Origin of the sequence: Lactiplantibacillus sp. ME-2 (assembly GCF_022549155.1) — a bacterium.
GTDB lineage: Bacteria > Bacillota > Bacilli > Lactobacillales > Lactobacillaceae > Lactiplantibacillus > Lactiplantibacillus plantarum.
Window position 1 is genome coordinate 20,904 of record NZ_JAKZEQ010000005.1, and the last position, 19,787, is coordinate 40,690.

A 19,787-nucleotide genomic window follows, 5' to 3' on the forward strand; every position below is an offset into this window, starting at 1 on the left:
TATTCGAATAAAAATTGACAAGCAATCATGTGACCTACTATAATGAAAGCGAAATCAAGTCGGTAATACGGGAGTAGGAGGGGGAACATATGCAAGTTGAACAGCGCACATTAAATACTGCGGCACACCCATTTCAGATCACGGCGTATTGGTTAGACCAAATTAGTGATTTTGAAACAGCTGTTGATTATCCAATCATGATTATCTGCCCGGGAGGTGGCTTTACTTATCATTCTGGGCGGGAAGAAGCGCCAATTGCAACCCGGATGATGGCCGCCGGAATGCATACGGTGGTCTTGAATTACCAATTAATTGTGGGAGATCAGTCCGTCTATCCTTGGGCGTTGCAGCAATTAGGTGCAACAATTGATTGGATTACGACCCAGGCGTCCGCGCACCATGTTGATTGTCAGCGGATTATTCTTGCCGGGTTTTCGGCTGGCGGCCACGTGGTTGCGACTTATAATGGTGTTGCGACCCAACCAGAATTGCGCACACGGTATCATTTGGATCATTATCAAGGCCAGCATGCTGCCATTATTTTAGGCTATCCAGTCATTGATTTGACAGCGGGGTTTCCCACGACTTCGGCGGCGCGTAATCAGATTACCACGGATGCCCGGTTGTGGGCAGCCCAGCGCCTAGTCACACCAGCTAGTAAACCCGCTTTTGTCTGGCAAACGGCGACGGATGAGTTGGTCCCGCCAATCAATTCGTTAAAATATGTGCAGGCCATGCTACAACATCAGGTCGCAACTGCGTATCATTTATTTGGTAGTGGGATTCATGGGTTAGCGTTAGCCAATCATGTGACGCAAAAACCTGGCAAGGACAAGTATTTGAATGACCAGGCTGCAATATGGCCACAATTAGCATTGCGGTGGTTACAAGAACAGGGATTGTTAGCTGGTAATTATTGAAAATAAATCTGGGCGATCAGTCGTGCTTCACTGATCGCCCGTTTTTTGTCAACGATCCTGACACCAATTAATTTTCTGCGGTATAATAATACGAATAAGCTTATTAAGTAAGAAGGAGCGATTGAGATGGCAACAAATCAACACTTGGTCATTATTTCCTTAGATGCGTTAGGATTTCGTGATTTACGCGAACATCAAGCAGAATTACCCGTTCTGAGTGGATTGATGACCGGTGGTACTTGGGTCAAGTCGGTGACAGGCATTTATCCAACACTGACATATCCGTCACATACCACGATTATTACGGGACAGTATCCCAGCGTGCATGGAATCGTTAATAATACTAAGTTACAACCGACACGCCGTTCACCAGATTGGTATTGGTATCAAAAGGACGTTCAAGTACCAACACTATATGATTTGGCACGGCAAAAGAAGCTAACAACGGCGGCTTTTTTATGGCCAGTGACGGCTGGCAGCAAGATTACATATAACCTTGCCGAGATCTTTCCTAACCGCATTTGGACGAACCAAGTTCTCGTCTCGTTGAAGGCGAGTTCACCGCTCTTCTTACTCGCGATGAATCATAAGTATGGGCATCTTCGTAATGGGATTAAGCAGCCCCAACTAGATGAATTCATCACGGCTTGTGCAGTCGATACGTTAACGAATAAGAAGCCGAACCTAACGATGATTCACTTAGTCGACATGGATAGTATGCGCCATCGCTATGGTGTGCGATCCAGTGAGGCCATGGCAGCTTTACACCGGCTAGACCGGCACGTGGGCCAGTTGATTGACGCGACTAAAGCTGCGGGCACGTTTGCGGATACCAACTTTGTTATTTTAGGTGATCACTATCAAATCAATGTGGATCACATGATTCATTTAAATACGTTATTCGCTCAGCAGGGCTGGTTGACCGCACGTCAAGATCAGACGTTTGAAGATGACTGGTCCGTGATGGCGAAGACGGCGGACGGCTCAACGTACATTTATACGCGACCGGAATTTGACCAGTTAGATGAATTGAAGGCCCTGGTTAGTCAGGTGGAAGGTGTTGAGACCATCATTACTGGGGAGGCAGCTGCACGTCGTGGTGCCGACCCCGCTTGTGCATTGATGGTTGAAGCCCAGGAAGGCTATTATTTTACTGATGAAAGTCGACGACCAACTGTGGTTGAACCCGTCCATCCAGCGACACTCGGACAACCAGACCGTTACCACGGGGTTCATGGATATGACCCGACTAAGCCTGACTATCAAACGACCCTGTTATTCAATGGACCAGCAGTTAAAGCTGGTGGGACGATTGAAACGGCTAACTTAGTCGATGAAGCGCCGACATTTGCGCGGTTACTCGGATTGAATTTCGATGGCCCCATGCCGGGACATTGCCTCGATGGTGTTTTTAAAGACTAGACAAAAAAGAGAGAGAGAGGAAAAGCGGGCGGACATCAGCACCACTAATATTGTGGTTAGTGCTCGTTCCGCCTCCGATTGCGATCAGAGGTTCCCGCGAAGTAACTTAATGAAATTTAATAAACAGCAGTGGGGTTGGATCTTTTACGATTGGGCCAACTCGGGCTATGGCATTATTGTCACAACGGCGGTGCTACCCGTTTACTTTAAGGCAGTTGCCCAAAGTAGCGGTGTGACACCGGCTAATGCAACGGCTTACTGGGGTTATGCCAATAGTATTGGGACCTTACTAGTTTCGATTTTGGCGCCCGTCCTAGGTGCACTAGCAGACTATCCCCATGCCAAGAAACGAATGCTCAACATCTTTTCGATACTTGGAATGGTGATGACGCTAGGGCTGAGTGTTGCCCCGACTAGTGCCTGGAAGTGGCTATTAGGTATTTATATTTTATCAATTATCGGTTATTCCGGTGGTAATCTGTTTTATGACAGTTTTCTGACTGACGTGGCGCCAAACGATCAGATGGATCGATTATCGTCATATGGTTATGGGTTTGGCTATCTCGGTGGTGTCTTGGCGTTTATCTTATTCTTGGTCTTACAATTAACCAGTGGTTTTGGTCAATTATCAAGCTATGGGGTCGCGCGGTGGAGTTTTGTCTTAGCCGCTGCGTGGTGGATTATCTTTTACATTCCTTTGTTGAAAAACGTTCACCAAAAGTACGCGTTAGCACCCAGTGCACATCCGGTGCGTTCAAGTTTTCAACGGGTATGGTCGACTTTGAAACACATCCGGAATTATCGCGCTGCGGCGTGGTTCTTGGTGGCGTACTTCTTCTACATTGATGGAGTCGACACGATCTTTACAATGGCAACTTCGATTGGGATGGATATGGGAATTACGACGACCACGTTGATGATCGTCTTGCTGGTTGTTCAGCTAGTCGCGTTTCCGTTTTCACTGCTTTACGGGTGGTTAGCGAATAAAACGTCGACCCGGACGGGCATCTTGCTTGGCATTATTATTTATTTAGGTATCTGCTTGTACGCGTTGCGGTTGAATAGTACGACGGATTTTTGGATTTTAGCCATACTAGTTGGAACCAGTCAGGGTGGGATTCAAGCGCTCAGTCGTTCGTACTTCGGTCGTTTGATTCCTAAGACTAGTGGGAGTGAGTTTTTCGGCTTTTACAATATTCTCGGTAAGTTCTCAGCCGTGATGGGCCCCGTCCTAGTTGGAATCGTGACCCAAATGACGGGGAAGTCAACGATTGGTGCTGCTTCTTTAAGTATTTTATTTGTTGTTGGATTAGTGATTTTCTTGGCTCTACCGCATTTGAACCAGACAAAGTCGGTTTAAGCCAGGGGTTGTTTTATATCATGTAAAAAGAACTTCTTCTAATTTGGAGAAGTTCTTTTTACGTTGCTCAAGCTCAGACCATCATGAGTTATAAATTCATTTCCGTATTCCGCTGTAATACACGCAAGATGAGATAGTAGCCAATACCAATAAGTAACCAAATTCCGCCAATTTCTTTTGCTAATACGTTTAAATTAATCATAACGAAGCTAATAATGATAAAACCGATAATTGGTACAATGAGATGATGCCAATAGTCATGGGAATGTTGCTTGATAAAAAAGTGGTTAATAACGGCAATATGAATCACTAGAAAAGCGGTCAGGGCACCACAATTGACGATTTCAGAGAGTGTCCCACTGTCATTCATAAAAGTTAACCCGACAAGCAGTGAAATAACAGCTACTAGTAAGGTACTCATATATGGGGTCTTGAATCGGGGATGTACACGGGCAAGAACGTGTGGCAAATTGTGGTCACGGGCCATTCCGAATAGGATTCGTGAAATTGCAGCTTGGGCAGCTAATGCATTGGCAAATCCCCAAGAGAGAATGGTGACAATAGTGGTTAAATCAGTTAGGAATGGGCCACCGACCTTGCCGGCGACGACGTAAAATGCAGTATTTAGATCGTTAAAAGAATGCCAGTTAGGAATGATTAGAGCAGCTAAGTAAGTCTGAATGATGAATAATGCGCCTACAATTAATAGCGACCATAGGATACCTTTTCCCACAGCCTGATTACCACCAGTGGTTTCTTCCGCTAGGGTACTAATGCCGTCGAAACCTAAAAAGCTGAGAACTGCTACTGAAGTGGCTGTCATGACAAAATTAAGATTAAAGTGACTCGCGTCATAAAATGGTTTTAGTGTGAAACCATTTCCGATTCCCCGCATTAAGCCATAGCTCCCGAGGATAATGAAAAAAGCAAGTACAATTAATTCACCAATGAGAAAAATTCGATTTGCAATAGCAGTGAAGGCGATGCCTCCAACATTAATAAGGGTATTGATTGCAATAAAACCAACCAGCCATAGCCAAGTTGGAATGGTTGGTAGGAGGGATTTTAATGAATTGGCAGCGATGATGTAGAGTAATGCGGGGACAAAGATATAATCTAAAATAATCATCCAACCAGACAGAAAACCAATTGATTTATTGATGCCAAGTTTTGCATAGGCATAAACTGATCCAGCCACGGGAAAGGCCTGTGACATTTGTCCGTAGCTGAGAGCGGTAAAGAACATCGCCAGCATCCCAATGGCATAGGTCAACGCAATCATACCTTGTGAAACCGAAATAACAGCGCCATAAATCCCCATTGGTGCGATTGGCACCATAAAGATTAGGCCGTAAATAACCAAATCTTTAACAGATAGTGTTCGTTTTAATTCTTGTTGATAGCCAAATTCGTCAAGGTTAGTATTAGATGAACTAGGGGTGTGTTTTAAATCCATAGGCAATTTCTCCTCAGTATGGCATAAAGTCAGGGCATTGAGATGGTAAACGAGTGAGCGTAGATGTTTTCATAAAGTGGCACTGTGGTTGCTGGCGTTGACAATTAGTGAGGCGTCGTTTGTCGCAACTGACAACGGTGCTTTGTTAGCGGCCCAATTGATCAGAAAAATAGTTTCGTAGATAAGTAAAGAATACGGCTGGATTGTCGACCATATGATTATGCCCACTGTCCGGTGTTACGACTAACTTTGCGTTCGGCATGCGCTGTTGCATTCGTTCAGCCGTTGCTAGTGGCATGGTTTCGTGATCAGCAAACATTAACAGTGTCGGTACTTGGATTGTTGCAAGTGTATCCGAGAAGTCCCAGTCATCAAGTACCCCATAAACGACAAACTCGTTGTCGCCTTGAAAATGGTTGTAAACGGGCTTGGCTTGAATATCGAGTTGATGTTGCATCATACTGGGGTGACGACGATTGATATATTGGTGGTAGAGGTGTGTTATTAATTGGCGATAGTGGGGGTTATTCCATTGTTGACGTTTTTCAATTGCGAGCATAAAGGCATTTTCAGCTGGTGAAAACTCCGCGGTGCGAATTGCGTGCATCCGCTTTAAGTAATCGGCAATATTGTCGATCATGCTAATGATGATTAGCCCGTCAAGTTGGTCTTGATGATCTGCTGCGTATGTCATTGCGAGCATGCCACCCCAGGAGTGACCTGCGAGATAGCAGTGTTTATACCCTAATTGTTGGCGAACCTCATCAACCTCGCTCAGGTAATAATCTTCGGTGAGATACTGTTGTCGGATAGCATCGTCGTCCCAGTTAGGGGTGTCGGAGTATCACGAACCGAGTTGGTCATACATCGTCACCTCAATGTCGAGGTCGGCTAATTCAGGACCAAAACGTTCAAAAACTTCATGAGTATCTCCAGGGCCACCGTGAAGGCAGAGCAATTTTGTGCGACCGCCTAAGTTACTAGTGTGGCTCCAAAGATGATACCCATTACTAAGCGTTAAAATTCGTGTCACGTTTTTCATTAAAATGCCTCCTTAATTATTTGGTTGACATAGACGATACGCCAAAAACTAATTATTTTCAAATCTAATTTTAATAAAGACGTCTGCTCACCAGTATCAATACATACTAAAAATCATACATGTGGCCAGGTGTCACCAGTTTTTGATGGGGTCTGTGTGTGCACTTACGGCTCAACTCTTACGATTTGTAAACTAAGTAACTTAGTGCTAACTGAACGAGCACCTTCAAGGTTGAGTAACCCTGAAGAACCAGACAGGGCTATATCAAACGGCAGTTTCTCTGGGCCTTGCAGATTGTTGGTCTTTGGGACTGGCGCAAGTGAGACTGTATTATTCAGCAAGCCTTGGGTCAGTTAATCAGTATGTGTGATTAAGAAAAAGCCTGTTCCAGTCTGGCATAATTTATTGCCAGGCTAGAACAGGCTTTCGGTGTTAAAGATGTTTGTGAGACTGATGCGATTGGCGATAAGTCTGGGCTTGCTTAGTGCGAACGTTACGAATTGCAAATAACGTATTATCAATCCGGGGGTGATGATGTGTTTCTAAGACGCTGACTTCATCAAGCAATTGGTTGCCAATTTGCCAGTCGCCAAAGTAGAGATTCCAGATGCCAAGCCAGAATTGTTGGCTCAACCGCCCATCCCAGTTTAACTGGTGACTGTCGATGGCAGTGAACTTGGTTTTCAGATTTTGAGCAGATTGAAAATCATGAAAGTTCAATTTAGTTTGAAATAGTGATCCATAAAAATTGAGTAAGTCGTTGCTGACGTGAAAGGGATCGCCCCAAGCTGTTTGATAACTGGCACAATTGGCGGCCATACGGGTTGTCAGTGGTGTTAGTGCGGCCAAGCCGTCGATGGATGCAATAATTGGAATTAGAACGGGCACTAATTTTAGTTCCTGCAGGGTCCAAGTCTTGGCCTGGCGCAAGTGATCAAAAGCGGGCTGGGTCGTGGTTGTCACGCCGACTGAACGATGGTCATAGGATAGCATCAAGATGCTGGCATAACTGGCGATGAGTTGTTCGTAGGCGTGGGGGCTGTGTCGATGTTCGCGAATCCAAGTGGCTAGGGCGGGAAAATTTAGCGTTTCATAAGCGTGACGAATTGTCCAAAGGGCCTGGTCATATGCTGATGGCTGGTAGTTTTGGTGTATGAATCGTAACTCGTCGGCTGAAATTGCTAAGTTATCCAGAATTGCAAAGAGTTTACTGGCGCCAATATCGTTGGCACCACTCTCAAAGCGTGAGGCGAATGAGCGCGAGATAATACCGCTATACACTTCTTGTTGAGTTAAGCCCTTACTTAATCGAATCTGATGAATAGTTTCTCCGATGTTTGTCATCTAGCACTCCTTAATGTGGCATATATGCAACCTACTTGCTGATTGTACCACGGTAATGACGAGTAAGCTAAGTCCATTATCTTAATGGGAGATGGGTTAATGCTGACTTTATTAAAAAATCGGACCCTCCAAACGATTGCTAGTGCAAATTTTTTTACGACGCTGGGGGTGAGTCTGTTCAATATCATTTTACTCACGTACGCAAAGAATTTTCCAAATCCACATTGGTTTGTTGCCATCGTTTCGGTGGTGACAGTTGTGCCGTACGTTTTCGGGGGATTAACGGGGCGACTCGCTGATCAGACGCGCCGAAAAACTAACTGGCTGATTGGTACTAAGGTCGTTCAAGCGGGGTTATATCTCGTCTTGGCCCAAGTGATTACTCAGCAAACGGTGGTTGTTTTCTACGTGGTCGTTGCGATTAATTTTATTTCGGATCTACTAGGTCGATATGGTGGCAGTATTTTGACAATTGTTATTCAAGACCGGATTGGGCCTGACGATCGCCAACAAGTGATGGGGCTTAATGCGAGCGTAAGTACACTTGTTGAGCCACTGGGTCAAACACTAGGGGTCTTGATTATCGCCCAGTGGCATGATTATGCGTTAGCTGGAATAGTGAATGCGATGACTTTTATTGGGGCCGCTAGCTGCTTGTTGGCCGGACGTTCAGCGATTCAGTCGACTCCCAAAGTTGCTGTACGACCACGACATATTGAGGCCTGGCCCGTGATTCAGCGAGTGATGCTGACGACGACTAGAATGGGCGCAGTCAGTTATCTGGGTATTCTGATGATTTTAAACGTCGCAACGATGAGCATTGATGCGATTTTGAACTTAATGTTTATTGACTTGGCGGCCCGCATGCCCGTGAGCTATTCGGTCGCAATTTTAATGGTCAACGTGGTCTTTGTTACCGGAAGCGTATTGGGTGGCATTACTAAAAATACTTGGTTTGATCGGCTCTCATTGTTTCAATTGTTACTGGCAGCGATGCTAGCGCCGATGCTGACCTATGTGATTTTACTAGTCGTTCCACAACTAATCTTGATTCTTGGGGGCATGTTTGCAGTGGGCTTCATGAGTGGCAAACTGGACCCGAAGATGTTCGCCATCATGATGCCACAAATTGACCCGCACTTAACAGGGACGGTCTTTGGTACCATCAGTTCGATTGTGACGTTGGCGGCACCCGTTGGTAGCGTCGGCATCGTTTTATTATATAACTTAGTTGGTGCGACGGCGGCGTGTTCGGTGATGATTGGTGTGAGTGCGCTGGCGTTGATCTGGGCAGTGATGGCGCACAGGCAGTGATTAATTGTTAATCTTTTGTTATTGATATTTCAATTTGGTGTTAGGATGTGGCTATCAGCTTTGTGATGACTTACGAATGGATTTAGTGAAATGCAGTGCTCAAAAAGACATCTTGGGACGGCTGACTAACTGAAATGGTACATTAAGGAAAAGGACGTTAGTTTCGTCCGCTTCATTGGCACCATCGCAGCACAACAAAAGCGTGTCTAACCCCTAGCAAGTTGACTAGCTGGGGGTTAGACACGCTTTTTGATTAAATATTCGATAAGACCGTTGTGATGAATGAGGTCGGTCATCAGTTCATTGGTTAAACGTGGAATAGGGCCAAATGCGTCTTCAAATATTGCCCTGTTACACTAGTTGGATTTTGACTAACGGCTAATGGGGTACCGGTGGCGACAATGTTACCACCGTTGATACCGCCCGCGGGTCCCATATCGATAACGTAATCAGCGTTGGCGATTACGTCGAGATCGTGTTCGATGGCAATGACGGTTGCCCCTTGCTGAATCAGTTGGTCAAAGACTTTGACGAGTTGCTGAATGTCGAGCGGGTGCAAACCGACTGAAGGCTCATCGAAGACAAAGAGCGTTCCCGTTTGGCGTTTGCCAATGCGGGAGGTGAGCTTCAGGCGCTGAGCTTCGCCACCCGAGAGTGCCGGCGTACTTTCACCTAATAGTAAGTAGCCTAGTCCCATATCATGCAGAATCTGGAGTGTATTAGCGATGGCGGATTGCGCTTTGAAAATTGGTAGGGCCTCGTCAACCGCGAGATCTAAAATATCCGCAATCGAATAGCCATGCCATTTGACGGTCAGCGTCTGTTTATTGTAGCGCTTGCCGTGGCATTGGGGGCAGACTTCGGTGATGTCTGGCAGGTATTGCACATCTAAGGAGATTTGGCCCGTACCACCACAAGTTGGGCAAGCACCCGCAGCGACGTTATATGAAAATTGGCTAGCGGTCCAACCGTTTGCTTGTGCTGCTGGGGTGGCGGCGAATAATTGGCGTAGATGGTCGAGAATGTTGGTATAAGTGGCGACCGTTGACCGTACATTCTTACCAACGGGCACTGAGTCGACGGTAACAACGTGTCGAATGTGACCATTGTCAAAGGCCTTAACGTGGGTTGGGAGTGGTCGCTTTTTAGCTGTGGCAATCAGTGCTGGAATCAAACTATCTAGTACCAGAGTCGTTTTACCAGCGCCGCTCATACCCGTGACGGTCGTGAAACGGTTTTTGGGAATGCGCGCCGTAATGTCTTGGATGTTAAAGTGATGAGCCACTTCAATAGCAAGGGCCCCCTTTTTCCAGAGCGCATCGTCGGTTAATACGGGGCGTTCACGCAGCGTGGCAGTACCGGTGAGAAATGGCGCAATTAAGGACTCTTTGTCCTGCTTGATGGCTGCGACAGTGCCTTGTCCGACAACGGTACCGCCGTGCTTACCAGCCCCCGGACCAATCTCAATAATATCATCAGCTGCACTGATAATACTAGTGTCGTGGTCAACCACCACAACGGAATTTCCTTGGGCGACTAGCCCGCGGAAAGCTTTGATTAGGCCCGCCACGTTAGCTGGATGAAGTCCAACGGAAGGTTCATCAAGGATATATAACACGCCAGTCGTGGCGCTACGCAAAGTGCGTCCGAGCTGAATGCGTTGTAATTCACCAGTTGACAGGGTCGCGCCGGGGCGACTGAGTGTGAGGTAGTCGAGTCCAAGTTCTTCCATGGGTTGCAGGCTGAGTAGCAATTCATCAACAAGGGATTGTCCAAGATGATGCATCTTAGTAGGTAGCCACGGGACAATCGTGGCCGCAAAATCATGCAAGGCGGCGACAGTCATATCACTAACCGTCGCAATGTTTTGACCATTTAATTCGTAGTTAAACAACTGAGGATTGAAGCGTGATCCGTGACAATCTGGACAAGTATCAAACTTGTAAAAGCGATTCAGCCGAGTAATTGCCCGTTCATTTTTGGTCGTCGCCATACTATCTTCAACGGCGGCAAAGGCGTTCTCGTAGACAGCGTTGTCCATGTGAAAGATTTTACCTTTAGCGCTTGGAATGTTGATGGCAACGGTTTGCTTAGGACCATGCAATACGCGTGTTTTATCGGCTTCACTAAGGTCTTTATACGGAATATCGATGGGAATCCCAATTTCGCGTGCAACGATCGGCATAAAGTTACGTCCAGGCAGGTGCCAAGAAGCAACGGCCCCTTCTTCGATAGTTTGATTTTCATCCGCAATAATGAGTGCCGGGTCAATTTGGCGAACTTGGCCTAGGCCACCGCAAGTCGGACAGGCCCCACCTGAATTGAAGGCGAAATCTTCGGCGCCGGGCGCTCTGAATTTGACGCCACAAGTCGGACAGGTGACGTAACCATCATTTTCAGCCACATCGAGCGTTGGTGGCATGCGGTGACCATTGGGGCAAACTGCTGAGCTGAGTCGTGAGAAGGCTAGCCTTAAGATATTTAAGCTTTCAGACATGGTGCCGACGGTTGAACGGACGCCGGGAACCTGGGGGCGTTGGCGTAGCGCTAATGCGGATGGTAAGTATTGTACTGAATCAACACTGGCTTTGCCGACCTGATTGATTCGGCGGCGGGTAAAGGTTGACAGGGCGTTCAAGTAGCGGCGGGCCCCCTCAGCGTACAGGACGCCCATTGCGAGTGATGACTTACCGGACCCACTGCGACCAGTGATCGCAACAAATTCGTTGAGTGGAATGTCGATATCGATATTTTTTAAATTATTGACGTGTGCACCTCGCACTTGAATGTGAGTCGGTAACGTGGTTTGTGGCATGACTAAAACCCCTTTCGTGTCACTTTCTATGCTACAACAAAAGGACGGCTTTGCCTAAGAAAGCGGTGGCAGTATCTCGCGCCCCACGGCCGGGGGAGTATGATAAACTAGGGCTAACGATTATTGGAGGGGGCGATGGTGAGATGTCGAAGAAGCGACGATTAAGTTGGCTGAGCGTGCTCGGACTATTGGCAGGATTTTGTTGGTGGTTTAGCTTAGCAATGCGCGCAGCTGCGGATTATGATATTGACCAATATCAAGTTAATGTAGCCATTCAACGTGATGGTAGTGCGAATGTAACGCAAGCGATGACTTATCAATTTGATGACGATTATCATGGGGTATTTAATGTTCAAGATTTGAAAGGTATTCAGGGGGCCCAGTTGGAAGGGGTCACGACGCAACTGAATGGTGGGACCACGGTGACGGCGGCGCCAAGTGAAACGGGGGCCAACAGCACGTATCAGTTGACCCAAAATGCTGACCGGATGCGTGTCAAGCTCTACCGGCAAGTTCAAGAAGATGATAAGTTACGGGTTGTCTATCGGTATCGGCTTAAAGGGGTCGTAACGAACTATGCAGACACGGCCGAACTGAATTGGAAAGTGATTGGTAGTGGCTGGGATGTACCACTGAATAATGTCAAAATCGTGATTCAGTTACCTGCCAAGAATGTGAGCGCGTTACAAGCCTGGACGCACGGACCGTTGAGTGGTCAGACGAAAGTTGAGCGCGCGGCAGGCCGGGTGACGATGACGTTGGGACATAATCCCGCGAACCAATTCGTTGAAAGTCACCTACTATTTCCAACCACGGTCACGGCGACGAATACGCGGACGAATACTGCCAAGCGAAAAGCGACGGTCCAAAAACAAGAAGCTAAGTTGGCACAGGAAGCTAATGAAAAACGGCGACGTAATCAGTTACTGCGTCGTGTTATCTTTGGTGCCGCAGTGGCTGGTTGGTTATTGGTCATGATTGGCTATCTTTGGTGGCTGGCTCGTCATCCGGCTAAGCCACATCAGCAGCCGATTCCCATCAATCATTCATTTGACGTGCCACCAGTAACACCAGCAGTTGCTGAGTCATTGTGGGCACAGCGGTCGCCGAATACGGATGCTTTAACGGCTGAAATTTTGCGAGCAGCAGCTAATCACGAAATAACGATTGAAACGGTTGCGGGTCACCGAAAACCGGATGTGCGGTTAACGCAATTGAAACCAGTGACTAACTCATTTTTGGCTCACTGTTTTGATAAAATCGCGGTTGACGGGCAGTTCATGCTAACGGATCTCAAAAAATATGGGAAGCGTGATAAAGCTGGTCGGTTGGGCAAATGGTTTAGCCGCTGGCAGACCGAAGTAGACCAAGACGTGGCGGTCTATCAAGACGAAACTAATTATCGGCTTCGTAATCAATGGCTGATGGCAGCAGTTGTCGTGAGTGTTATGGGGATGATTGCCACGGGTGCTGGGTTATTAGTTAGTCCGAAGGTCGTGACCCTGATGGTGATTCCAGCGGTAGTGGCCGCGGTGGCTTTCTGGATCGGCTGGATAATTCAAAGGCGGCGGATTGCCATCAATACTGACGCAGGCTTGGAATTACGTAATCAAATCAATGGACTACGCCGCATGCTTAAGGATATTGGGCACTTTAATACGGCCCAAGTCGGTGATTTGATTTTGTGGGAACAAATCTTGCCATACGCCGCGGCTTTTGGACTAGCCAATCAAGTGACTAAGCAATTGGCGATTGATTTTGGTACGGAAGCATTGGCTACGGGGATGCTCGTGTATTACCCACTCTTCTATGCGAATGGTGGGCTGGACTTCGATTTGTCCGGTGCAATCAACGATAGTTTTAGTGGCGCCTTAGATGCCTCTGGAAGCGCTAGTTCGGCGTCGGGTGGTTCAGGCGGCTTCTCCGGCGGTAGTTCTGGTGGCTTTGGCGGTGGCTCCGGTGGTGGTGCCTTCTAACAAAGTATCAGAAAAGACTTGTACTTTGCGGGCATAATCGGTAGGCTAAGGGGTAGAAAAGGCTTACATGAAATGGATGATTAGTAATGACGATTAAATTAATAGCAACGGATATGGATGGGACGTTTTTAAATGATCATGGTGATTATGACCAGGAGCGGTTTGCCAACGACTATGCGGCGCTACAGCGGCGCGGTATTCAGTTTGTGATTGCCAGTGGTCACCAAGCGGCGGAACTAGCCACGACCTTTAGTGCTTACCCTGAAATGTGGTTGATTGGTGGTAACGGCGCGGAACTGTGGCAACGAGAAGCGGGACTCAAAGCTGCGACGTTCAGTCCCCAAGCGACTCAGCAAGTGTTAGCGGCCCTGGCACCGTATCCTGAATTACAAGTGGCATTGTGTGGCACCCAAACGGTCCATGTGTTGGCGCACGCGAACCCGCAGTTTGTAGCTAATATGCGTGACTACTATTACCAATTAGAGACATGTGCGGATTTAACCACAGTTACTGATCCGGTTGTGAAGTTCGACGTTATTTGTCCCGCGGCAATGACGGACCAGTTAGTATATGAACTTACCCCTAAGCTCGCTGGCATTGCCGTACCCGCTTCAGGTGGTCAGGGCAGTATGGACTTGATTCAGCCGGGAATGCACAAAGGCCGCGCCCTCAAACAGCTTGGTGAACAGTTGGGTATTCTGCCGGATGAGATGTTAGTTTTTGGCGACGGCACCAATGATTTTGAGATGTTTCACTATGCGACCCATGCGGTTGCAATGCAAAACGCGCCTGAAAATGTCCAAGCCAATGCGACAGCGGTGACAGGTACCAATGTGGACAATGGTGTATTGGATTATATTGAACAACATATTTTGAGTTAACTTTTGTGAGACCAGTATTTTGCTAACTTGGGTTACTTGGTGTGCGTGATGATCGTCAGACGGGGCTTTGGTCGCGCAAGCCTGTTCACTAGACATGGTTAAAACTGGTGTTTACGGGTGGGGTTAATTTGGATTGTTTATGAAAATGATGAGATGCTTTCAGAAAATCACGTATGGTTTTGATTGCCAAACGAGCTGAAAGCATGCTAAAATTAAAGTTATATAATTAACGACACAGAGGTCTGGAAGGTTTGTTTAATTCCGACCTCTTTTCTATCGGACAATTTCACTTTAAAAAAGAAGAGGTAATGGAATGCTCACCGTAAATAATGTTAGTATGCAGTTTTCAACACGTAAGCTTTATGAAGATGTCAATTTAAAATTCACGCCGGGAAACTGCTACGGCGTTATTGGTGCCAATGGTGCTGGTAAGTCGACGTTCTTAAAAATCTTGGAAGGTAAATTACAACCGACTACTGGGACGGTCTCGATGGGGCCTAACGAGCGGATGTCTAGCTTGAATCAAAATCACTTTGCTTTCGAAGATGAAGAAGTGTTAGCAACTGTTATTCGTGGTCACGAAAAGTTATACGAAATCATGACTGAAAAAGATGCGTTGTATGCCAAGCCTGATTTTAGCGATGAAGATGGGATTCGGGCCGCTGAATTAGAAGGCGAATTTGCCGAAATGGATGGCTGGAACGCAGAGTCGGAAGCGGACCAGTTGTTACAAAACCTTGGTATCGATGAATCAATGCAACACTTGAAGATGAGCGAGTTAACTGAACCGCAAAAGGTGAAAGTCTTATTAGGTCAAGCGCTGTTTGGAAGCCCCGACGTGCTATTACTGGATGAACCGACGAACGGGTTGGACGTCCAATCAATTAGCTGGTTGGAAGACTTTTTGGCTGGTTACGAAAAGACGGTCATTGTCGTTTCTCATGACCGGCATTTTCTAAATCAAGTTTGTACCCACATGTGTGACGTCGACTTTGGCAAGATCACACTATTTGTTGGGAATTATGATTTTTGGATGGAATCTAGCCAGTTAGCGGCCAAGTTGCAAGCGAATGCCAATGCCAAGAAAGCTGACCAAATTAAAGAGTTGCAAGAATTCGTGGCGCGATTCAGTGCCAATGCTTCGAAATCTAAGCAAGCCACCTCACGGAAGAAACAATTGGAGAAAATTACGTTGGATGATATCAAACCATCATCACGTAAATATCCGTTCATTAAGTTCACGCCAGACCGTGAAATCGGTAATGACCTTGTGAAGGTCGAGAATGTCTCCAAGTCGATTGAAGGCGTTAAGATTCTTGATAACATTAGCTTCACGCTCCGTCCCAATGAAAAAACGGCGTTGATTAGCCGCAACGATTTGGCAACGACAACGCTGATGCAAATTATTGCTGGGTCGATGGCACCAGATAGTGGCACGGTGACCTGGGGACAAACGACTTCGCGGACTTATTTGCCTAAAGATATTAATGAAGAATACGCGGGTAGTGAATTGCCAATTATTGATTGGTTACGCCAGTTTGCATCGAAAGAAGAAAGTGACAATACTTTTTTGCGAGGTTTCCTGGGTAAAATGTTGTTCTCTGGTAGCGATGTTGAACGACCAGTGAACGTGCTATCTGGTGGTGAAAAAGTACGGGGAATGTTATCAAAGATGATGCTTAGTCGGGCTAACGTCTTATTATTAGATGATCCGACCAACCATTTGGACCTGGAATCCATTACCGCACTGAATGATAGTCTGATTGATTTCAAAGGCGCCATCGTCTTTACTTCTCATGACCATGAATTTATTCAAACGATTGCCGACCACATTGTCGAAGTGAGTGCGAAAGGCGTTGTTGATCGTGGTGATACGACTTATGATGAATACTTGGCCCATGAAGCAACACAGGGCCGGGTGCAAGATCTTTATTAGTTAGTCGTGGAATCCGATAAATCTAAACAAAATCACGTGTGAGCGTCCCCCAATCTGGTATGATTAATGCATATCAGATTGGGGGATTTTTTTATGACGCCGGAAACCGAACAATTATTACGACGCTGGTACATGGGGCAGCTCATCGTGTTATTTGGCGCGGCCTTTATTCAACTATTTACGTTTGATGGTGGTGTGTTTTTCCCAGTTGGTGGTATGCAGTTGCTGATATGGGGACTGTTAGCCTGGTGGCCAGCTGCCGAGGAGGACCAAGCACAGTGGCGGCGTTTGCGACATGTTAATTATTATGTCCAAACAGTACTGCAGTTCACACTCTTGCCGATTTTACTGGCGAACCTCGTGGCTTGGTTAAGTCAGCTGTCATGGTTAGACGAGCAGGGATTGATTGCTGTGGGGATGGCTTATTTAATGGTCGCATTCGTACCGGTGGCAGTGGTGGTCACTAAACCGATCGAATCTGTGATTGGCCGGATTGCGGTCCTAATTACGGCTATTTTTAGTGGTGTCGTCAGTGCGCAGCAGACTTTTTTGATTTTACCGAATCTGCAAGCACCATCAGTATTCGAGATGGTCAGTGATACTGGTATTTTAGGCGCCCTGGGCTTTGTGATTGCTGTTGGGGTCTTACTGCGGGGATGGGGATTGACGGGCCCATCGTGGCGGTTTAATCGTCAGGCCCAAACTAGTTTAGTGGTTGGGCTGATCGTGGTGGGAACGGCTTTTAGTCTATGGAATGCCTTTAGTGCGGGTGGTTCATGGGCGACGACGTTCACACATTGGGACTTCCAGCTACGGTTAGCGACTTGGAAAATGTTTTTGAGTGGGTTAGAACCGGGAATCGCGGAGGAATGGTTGTATCGTTTTGCCGTTTTAACCTTGTTATTACAAGCTTTTCGGCATCGGCGTCGCCAACTCGACTGGGCAGTGTGGCTAAGCGGTGGCCTATTTGGAATGTGGCATATTACAAACGTTTTTGCGGGCCAACCCTTGTCAGCCACGGTTGAGCAAATCATTTTTGCAGCGACACTAGGCTGGTTTTTAGCCTCGACGTACCTGTACTCAGGTAGTATCTTGCTGCCGATGGTGATCCATGCTGCTATTGATATTTTGAGCATGATGGCATCAGGTAGCCAGACAATGGTTAAGCCGGATGCGTTCGAATGGCAAACAATCGGTGCTACTGTCATTATTTTTGTTGGCATAACGATTTATTTCCTGACCGGTTCTCGGCGACAAGTTATTCAAGCACATGTCAATCAACGGCTTTCAGTTCAATAAAGGCCGACTGTTAAGACCATAGTGGGCGACTTTGTTCGTTAAAGATAAACTGGGTGTCCGTAGCCAGAGACGATTAAGCAATACCAGGCTAACTTTTAGTTGGTTTAGACCAGTTGTAACATTTTTGTAATCTTCGTGTTATCTAAACGCAATGCTGGCTCGCTATACTAAAGACAAAGTTATGAAGCAATACATACGCTTTGTCAGCGGATTTAGGTTGGGAGCCGGATCGATTTACTTTGTCAGGACATTGTTAATAAGCAATTATTGATAGTGATAAGTAGCTCAGTTAGCTGAATCATAACGTTTGACAAGCATTTATACCTCTCGGGATGGGCTGGGTCCATGACGAGGCACATACACAATGGCAAGCTTGGGGTTTGCAAGTCGATCAGAGAAAGGGACGGTTGGTTACCGGCCCTTTTATTGTGGTTAAAATTTGCGAGAATTGGATTTAGGAGGACGAAATGAGAACGCTGCATAAAACGTTAACACGGTTATTACAGGCAGACTTGATTCCGATTGCGCATGTTTCATTTAATGAGATGTATACCGGCTATAGTCGCCGCTATGACACCGTAGTTTTTGTTAAAGTTTTCAGTCCGAATCACGAACGTAAATTTAGAACTGAGCAGCAAGTGACAGCGCAACTCACAGACCGGGTCTTAGCCAGTTTTCAATTAGCAAGTCGCGAGTGGGTGTTGGTGTTGCGAGATTGGCAACTAACTCCTGTACCGACAACTTTGACTCCAGCGCTCGTTTACCAAATGGGTCAGGTAGTCTCCAGATTTCACCACGCAATTCAACTTCCAACAACCGCAGACCTGATGCCGGTTCTGGATTTCGATGGGATGGCCGCCAGGGTTGAGCGGTTAAAGACTAGTCCCCATTACGACGCGCTGGTGTCCTTATTACCATACTTTCTCGACCACCGGACGATGATTATAACCGCACTAGCACCGCAACCAGTCATGACACTGCATGGGGACATGGGTACTCGTAACTTTCGCTACCATCATGGTCAGCTTGTTCTGATTGATTTTGAACGAGCCCGTCACGGGTACGCCCTCGAGGACTGTTTGAAATTCTTTTTTGAAGATCTTCAACAATCTGCAACGTTGATTCAAGCTTTTTGGGCTGGTTATGGGACAGACTTACAAATACCACCATTAGTGACACAGTGGTTACTGTTACAATGTAGTACTGGGATATTTACGTACGTTAATCAGATTACTGACCCCGATTTGAAGCGGTAGGAACTGCGATGCTGGCACAGGTGACTTTGCCAAATCATTGAGAGTGGAACGAAATAATTTACATTTGCCAGTAGATTATTATAATTAACGAATCAATAATAATTTGGAGATGGCAATTTGACTCAGTTTGAAACGGAACGGTTGATATTACGACCAATGACAGCGGCGGATCATGATGCGTTAGCGGACATGATTTTTGATCCGCAGGTTGTCGCTTATTTACGTTACCGACGGGTTCAGAGTCCGGCCGCGTTCGAGCAACTGTTTACGACGCACTTTTTGGCAGACACGACCACTGTTTTTGGCATTGAACGTCGCCGTGATCATCAACTGATTGGGTTTTATGAGTTTCATGGTAGTGGTGCGACTGGTGAATTGACGTACGCTTTAAGCCCAGCTGCGTGGGGGCACGGTTATGTTGCGGAAGCCGGCAATTGTTTGATGCATTATGGGTTTGAAACGCTGAACTATGAGACCATCGAGGCTCACTATGCGAGTGCCAACCCTAATTCTGGCCGAGTGATGGCTAAGATGGGCATGCAAGCGGCTGGAGAACTGCACACGTTTACCAGTGATAAAGGTGAAGTGATCCACGTCATGCGGTACTTACTGACCAAAGCAACCTGGCGCCAACTTAGTGCTTGACCTGAAACGCGTTTCAGCAGCTATACTAAAATTGCTGCGACAGCTTGCAACACACGCTTAAGACTTATGACCACCATTCTTTCAGCCAGAATGGTGGTTTTTTTAGCTGTCGTTGTCCCTA

13 protein-coding genes and 1 pseudogene are annotated in these 19,787 nt (G+C 46.7%); 10 read left to right on the top strand and 4 right to left on the bottom strand.

The window, feature by feature from the left end:
* Nucleotides 1-89 precede the first annotated feature (89 nt).
* From MMY95_RS02770 to MMY95_RS02780, 3 genes are all read left to right on the top strand, one after another.
* Nucleotides 90-920, top strand: coding sequence for an alpha/beta hydrolase (locus MMY95_RS02770; RefSeq protein ID WP_003642196.1), 831 nt, complete (start codon nt 90-92; stop codon nt 918-920).
* Between the two features lie 126 nt (nt 921-1,046).
* The gene (locus tag MMY95_RS02775) at nt 1,047-2,342 is read left to right on the top strand and encodes an ectonucleotide pyrophosphatase/phosphodiesterase (RefSeq protein ID WP_027821778.1); all 1,296 of its coding nucleotides are present in this window, start codon (nt 1,047-1,049) and stop codon (nt 2,340-2,342) included.
* Nucleotides 2,323-3,702, top strand: coding sequence for an MFS transporter (locus MMY95_RS02780; protein ID WP_072533423.1), 1,380 nt, complete (start codon nt 2,323-2,325; stop codon nt 3,700-3,702). The genes MMY95_RS02775 and MMY95_RS02780 overlap by 20 nt, the downstream gene beginning before the upstream one ends.
* An 88-nt stretch (nt 3,703-3,790) precedes the next feature.
* On the opposite strand, the gene MMY95_RS02785 is transcribed toward MMY95_RS02780, so the two are convergent.
* The 3 genes and pseudogenes from MMY95_RS02785 to MMY95_RS02795 all read right to left on the bottom strand — a co-directional run bounded on the left by MMY95_RS02785 (nt 3,791) and on the right by MMY95_RS02795 (nt 7,544).
* Nucleotides 3,791-5,158, bottom strand: coding sequence for an APC family permease (locus MMY95_RS02785; protein ID WP_202861150.1), 1,368 nt, complete (start codon nt 5,156-5,158; stop codon nt 3,791-3,793).
* Between the two features lie 145 nt (nt 5,159-5,303).
* Nucleotides 5,304-6,200: pseudogene (locus tag MMY95_RS02790) on the bottom strand (proline iminopeptidase-family hydrolase).
* Between the two features lie 432 nt (nt 6,201-6,632).
* Complete coding sequence (locus MMY95_RS02795) at nt 6,633-7,544, bottom strand: helix-turn-helix transcriptional regulator (RefSeq protein WP_053267036.1); 912 nt, start codon at nt 7,542-7,544, stop codon at nt 6,633-6,635.
* 99 nt (nt 7,545-7,643) lie between these two features.
* Here MMY95_RS02795 and MMY95_RS02800 point away from each other — a divergent pair, with 99 nt between their 5' ends.
* A complete protein-coding gene (locus MMY95_RS02800) occupies nt 7,644-8,858 on the top strand; it encodes an MFS transporter (protein WP_088467698.1) in 1,215 nt (404 codons plus the stop codon).
* Nucleotides 8,859-9,165: 307 nt separating this feature from the next.
* On the opposite strand, the gene MMY95_RS02805 is transcribed toward MMY95_RS02800, so the two are convergent.
* Nucleotides 9,166-11,673: an excinuclease ABC subunit UvrA gene (locus MMY95_RS02805; protein WP_202861149.1), complete on the bottom strand. Its 2,508-nt coding sequence runs from the start codon at nt 11,671-11,673 to the stop codon at nt 9,166-9,168.
* A 143-nt stretch (nt 11,674-11,816) separates the two neighbouring features.
* Between MMY95_RS02805 and MMY95_RS02810 the strand changes: the two genes are divergently transcribed.
* From MMY95_RS02810 to MMY95_RS02835, 6 genes are all read left to right on the top strand, one after another.
* On the top strand, nt 11,817-13,649 hold the full coding sequence (locus tag MMY95_RS02810; protein ID WP_047673965.1) for a DUF2207 domain-containing protein: 1,833 nt from the start codon (nt 11,817-11,819) through the stop codon (nt 13,647-13,649).
* Nucleotides 13,650-13,735: 86 nt separating this feature from the next.
* Nucleotides 13,736-14,530 carry a Cof-type HAD-IIB family hydrolase gene (locus tag MMY95_RS02815; RefSeq protein ID WP_202861148.1) on the top strand — a complete coding sequence of 265 codons (795 nt, stop codon included), beginning with the start codon at nt 13,736-13,738 and terminating at the stop codon, nt 14,528-14,530.
* Nucleotides 14,531-14,843: 313 nt separating this feature from the next.
* Nucleotides 14,844-16,466 (top strand): ATP-binding cassette domain-containing protein, encoded by a 1,623-nt coding sequence (locus tag MMY95_RS02820; RefSeq protein ID WP_003644778.1) that lies wholly within the window; start codon nt 14,844-14,846, stop codon nt 16,464-16,466.
* Nucleotides 16,467-16,559: 93 nt separating this feature from the next.
* Nucleotides 16,560-17,765 carry a CPBP family intramembrane glutamic endopeptidase gene (locus tag MMY95_RS02825; protein WP_087509018.1) on the top strand — a complete coding sequence of 402 codons (1,206 nt, stop codon included), beginning with the start codon at nt 16,560-16,562 and terminating at the stop codon, nt 17,763-17,765.
* 467 nt (nt 17,766-18,232) lie between these two features.
* Nucleotides 18,233-19,021 (top strand): phosphotransferase, encoded by a 789-nt coding sequence (locus tag MMY95_RS02830; protein ID WP_053267185.1) that lies wholly within the window; start codon nt 18,233-18,235, stop codon nt 19,019-19,021.
* A gap of 117 nt (nt 19,022-19,138) precedes the next feature.
* Nucleotides 19,139-19,666 carry a GNAT family N-acetyltransferase gene (locus tag MMY95_RS02835; protein WP_003642184.1) on the top strand — a complete coding sequence of 176 codons (528 nt, stop codon included), beginning with the start codon at nt 19,139-19,141 and terminating at the stop codon, nt 19,664-19,666.
* The last annotated feature ends 121 nt before the right edge of the window (nt 19,667-19,787 follow it).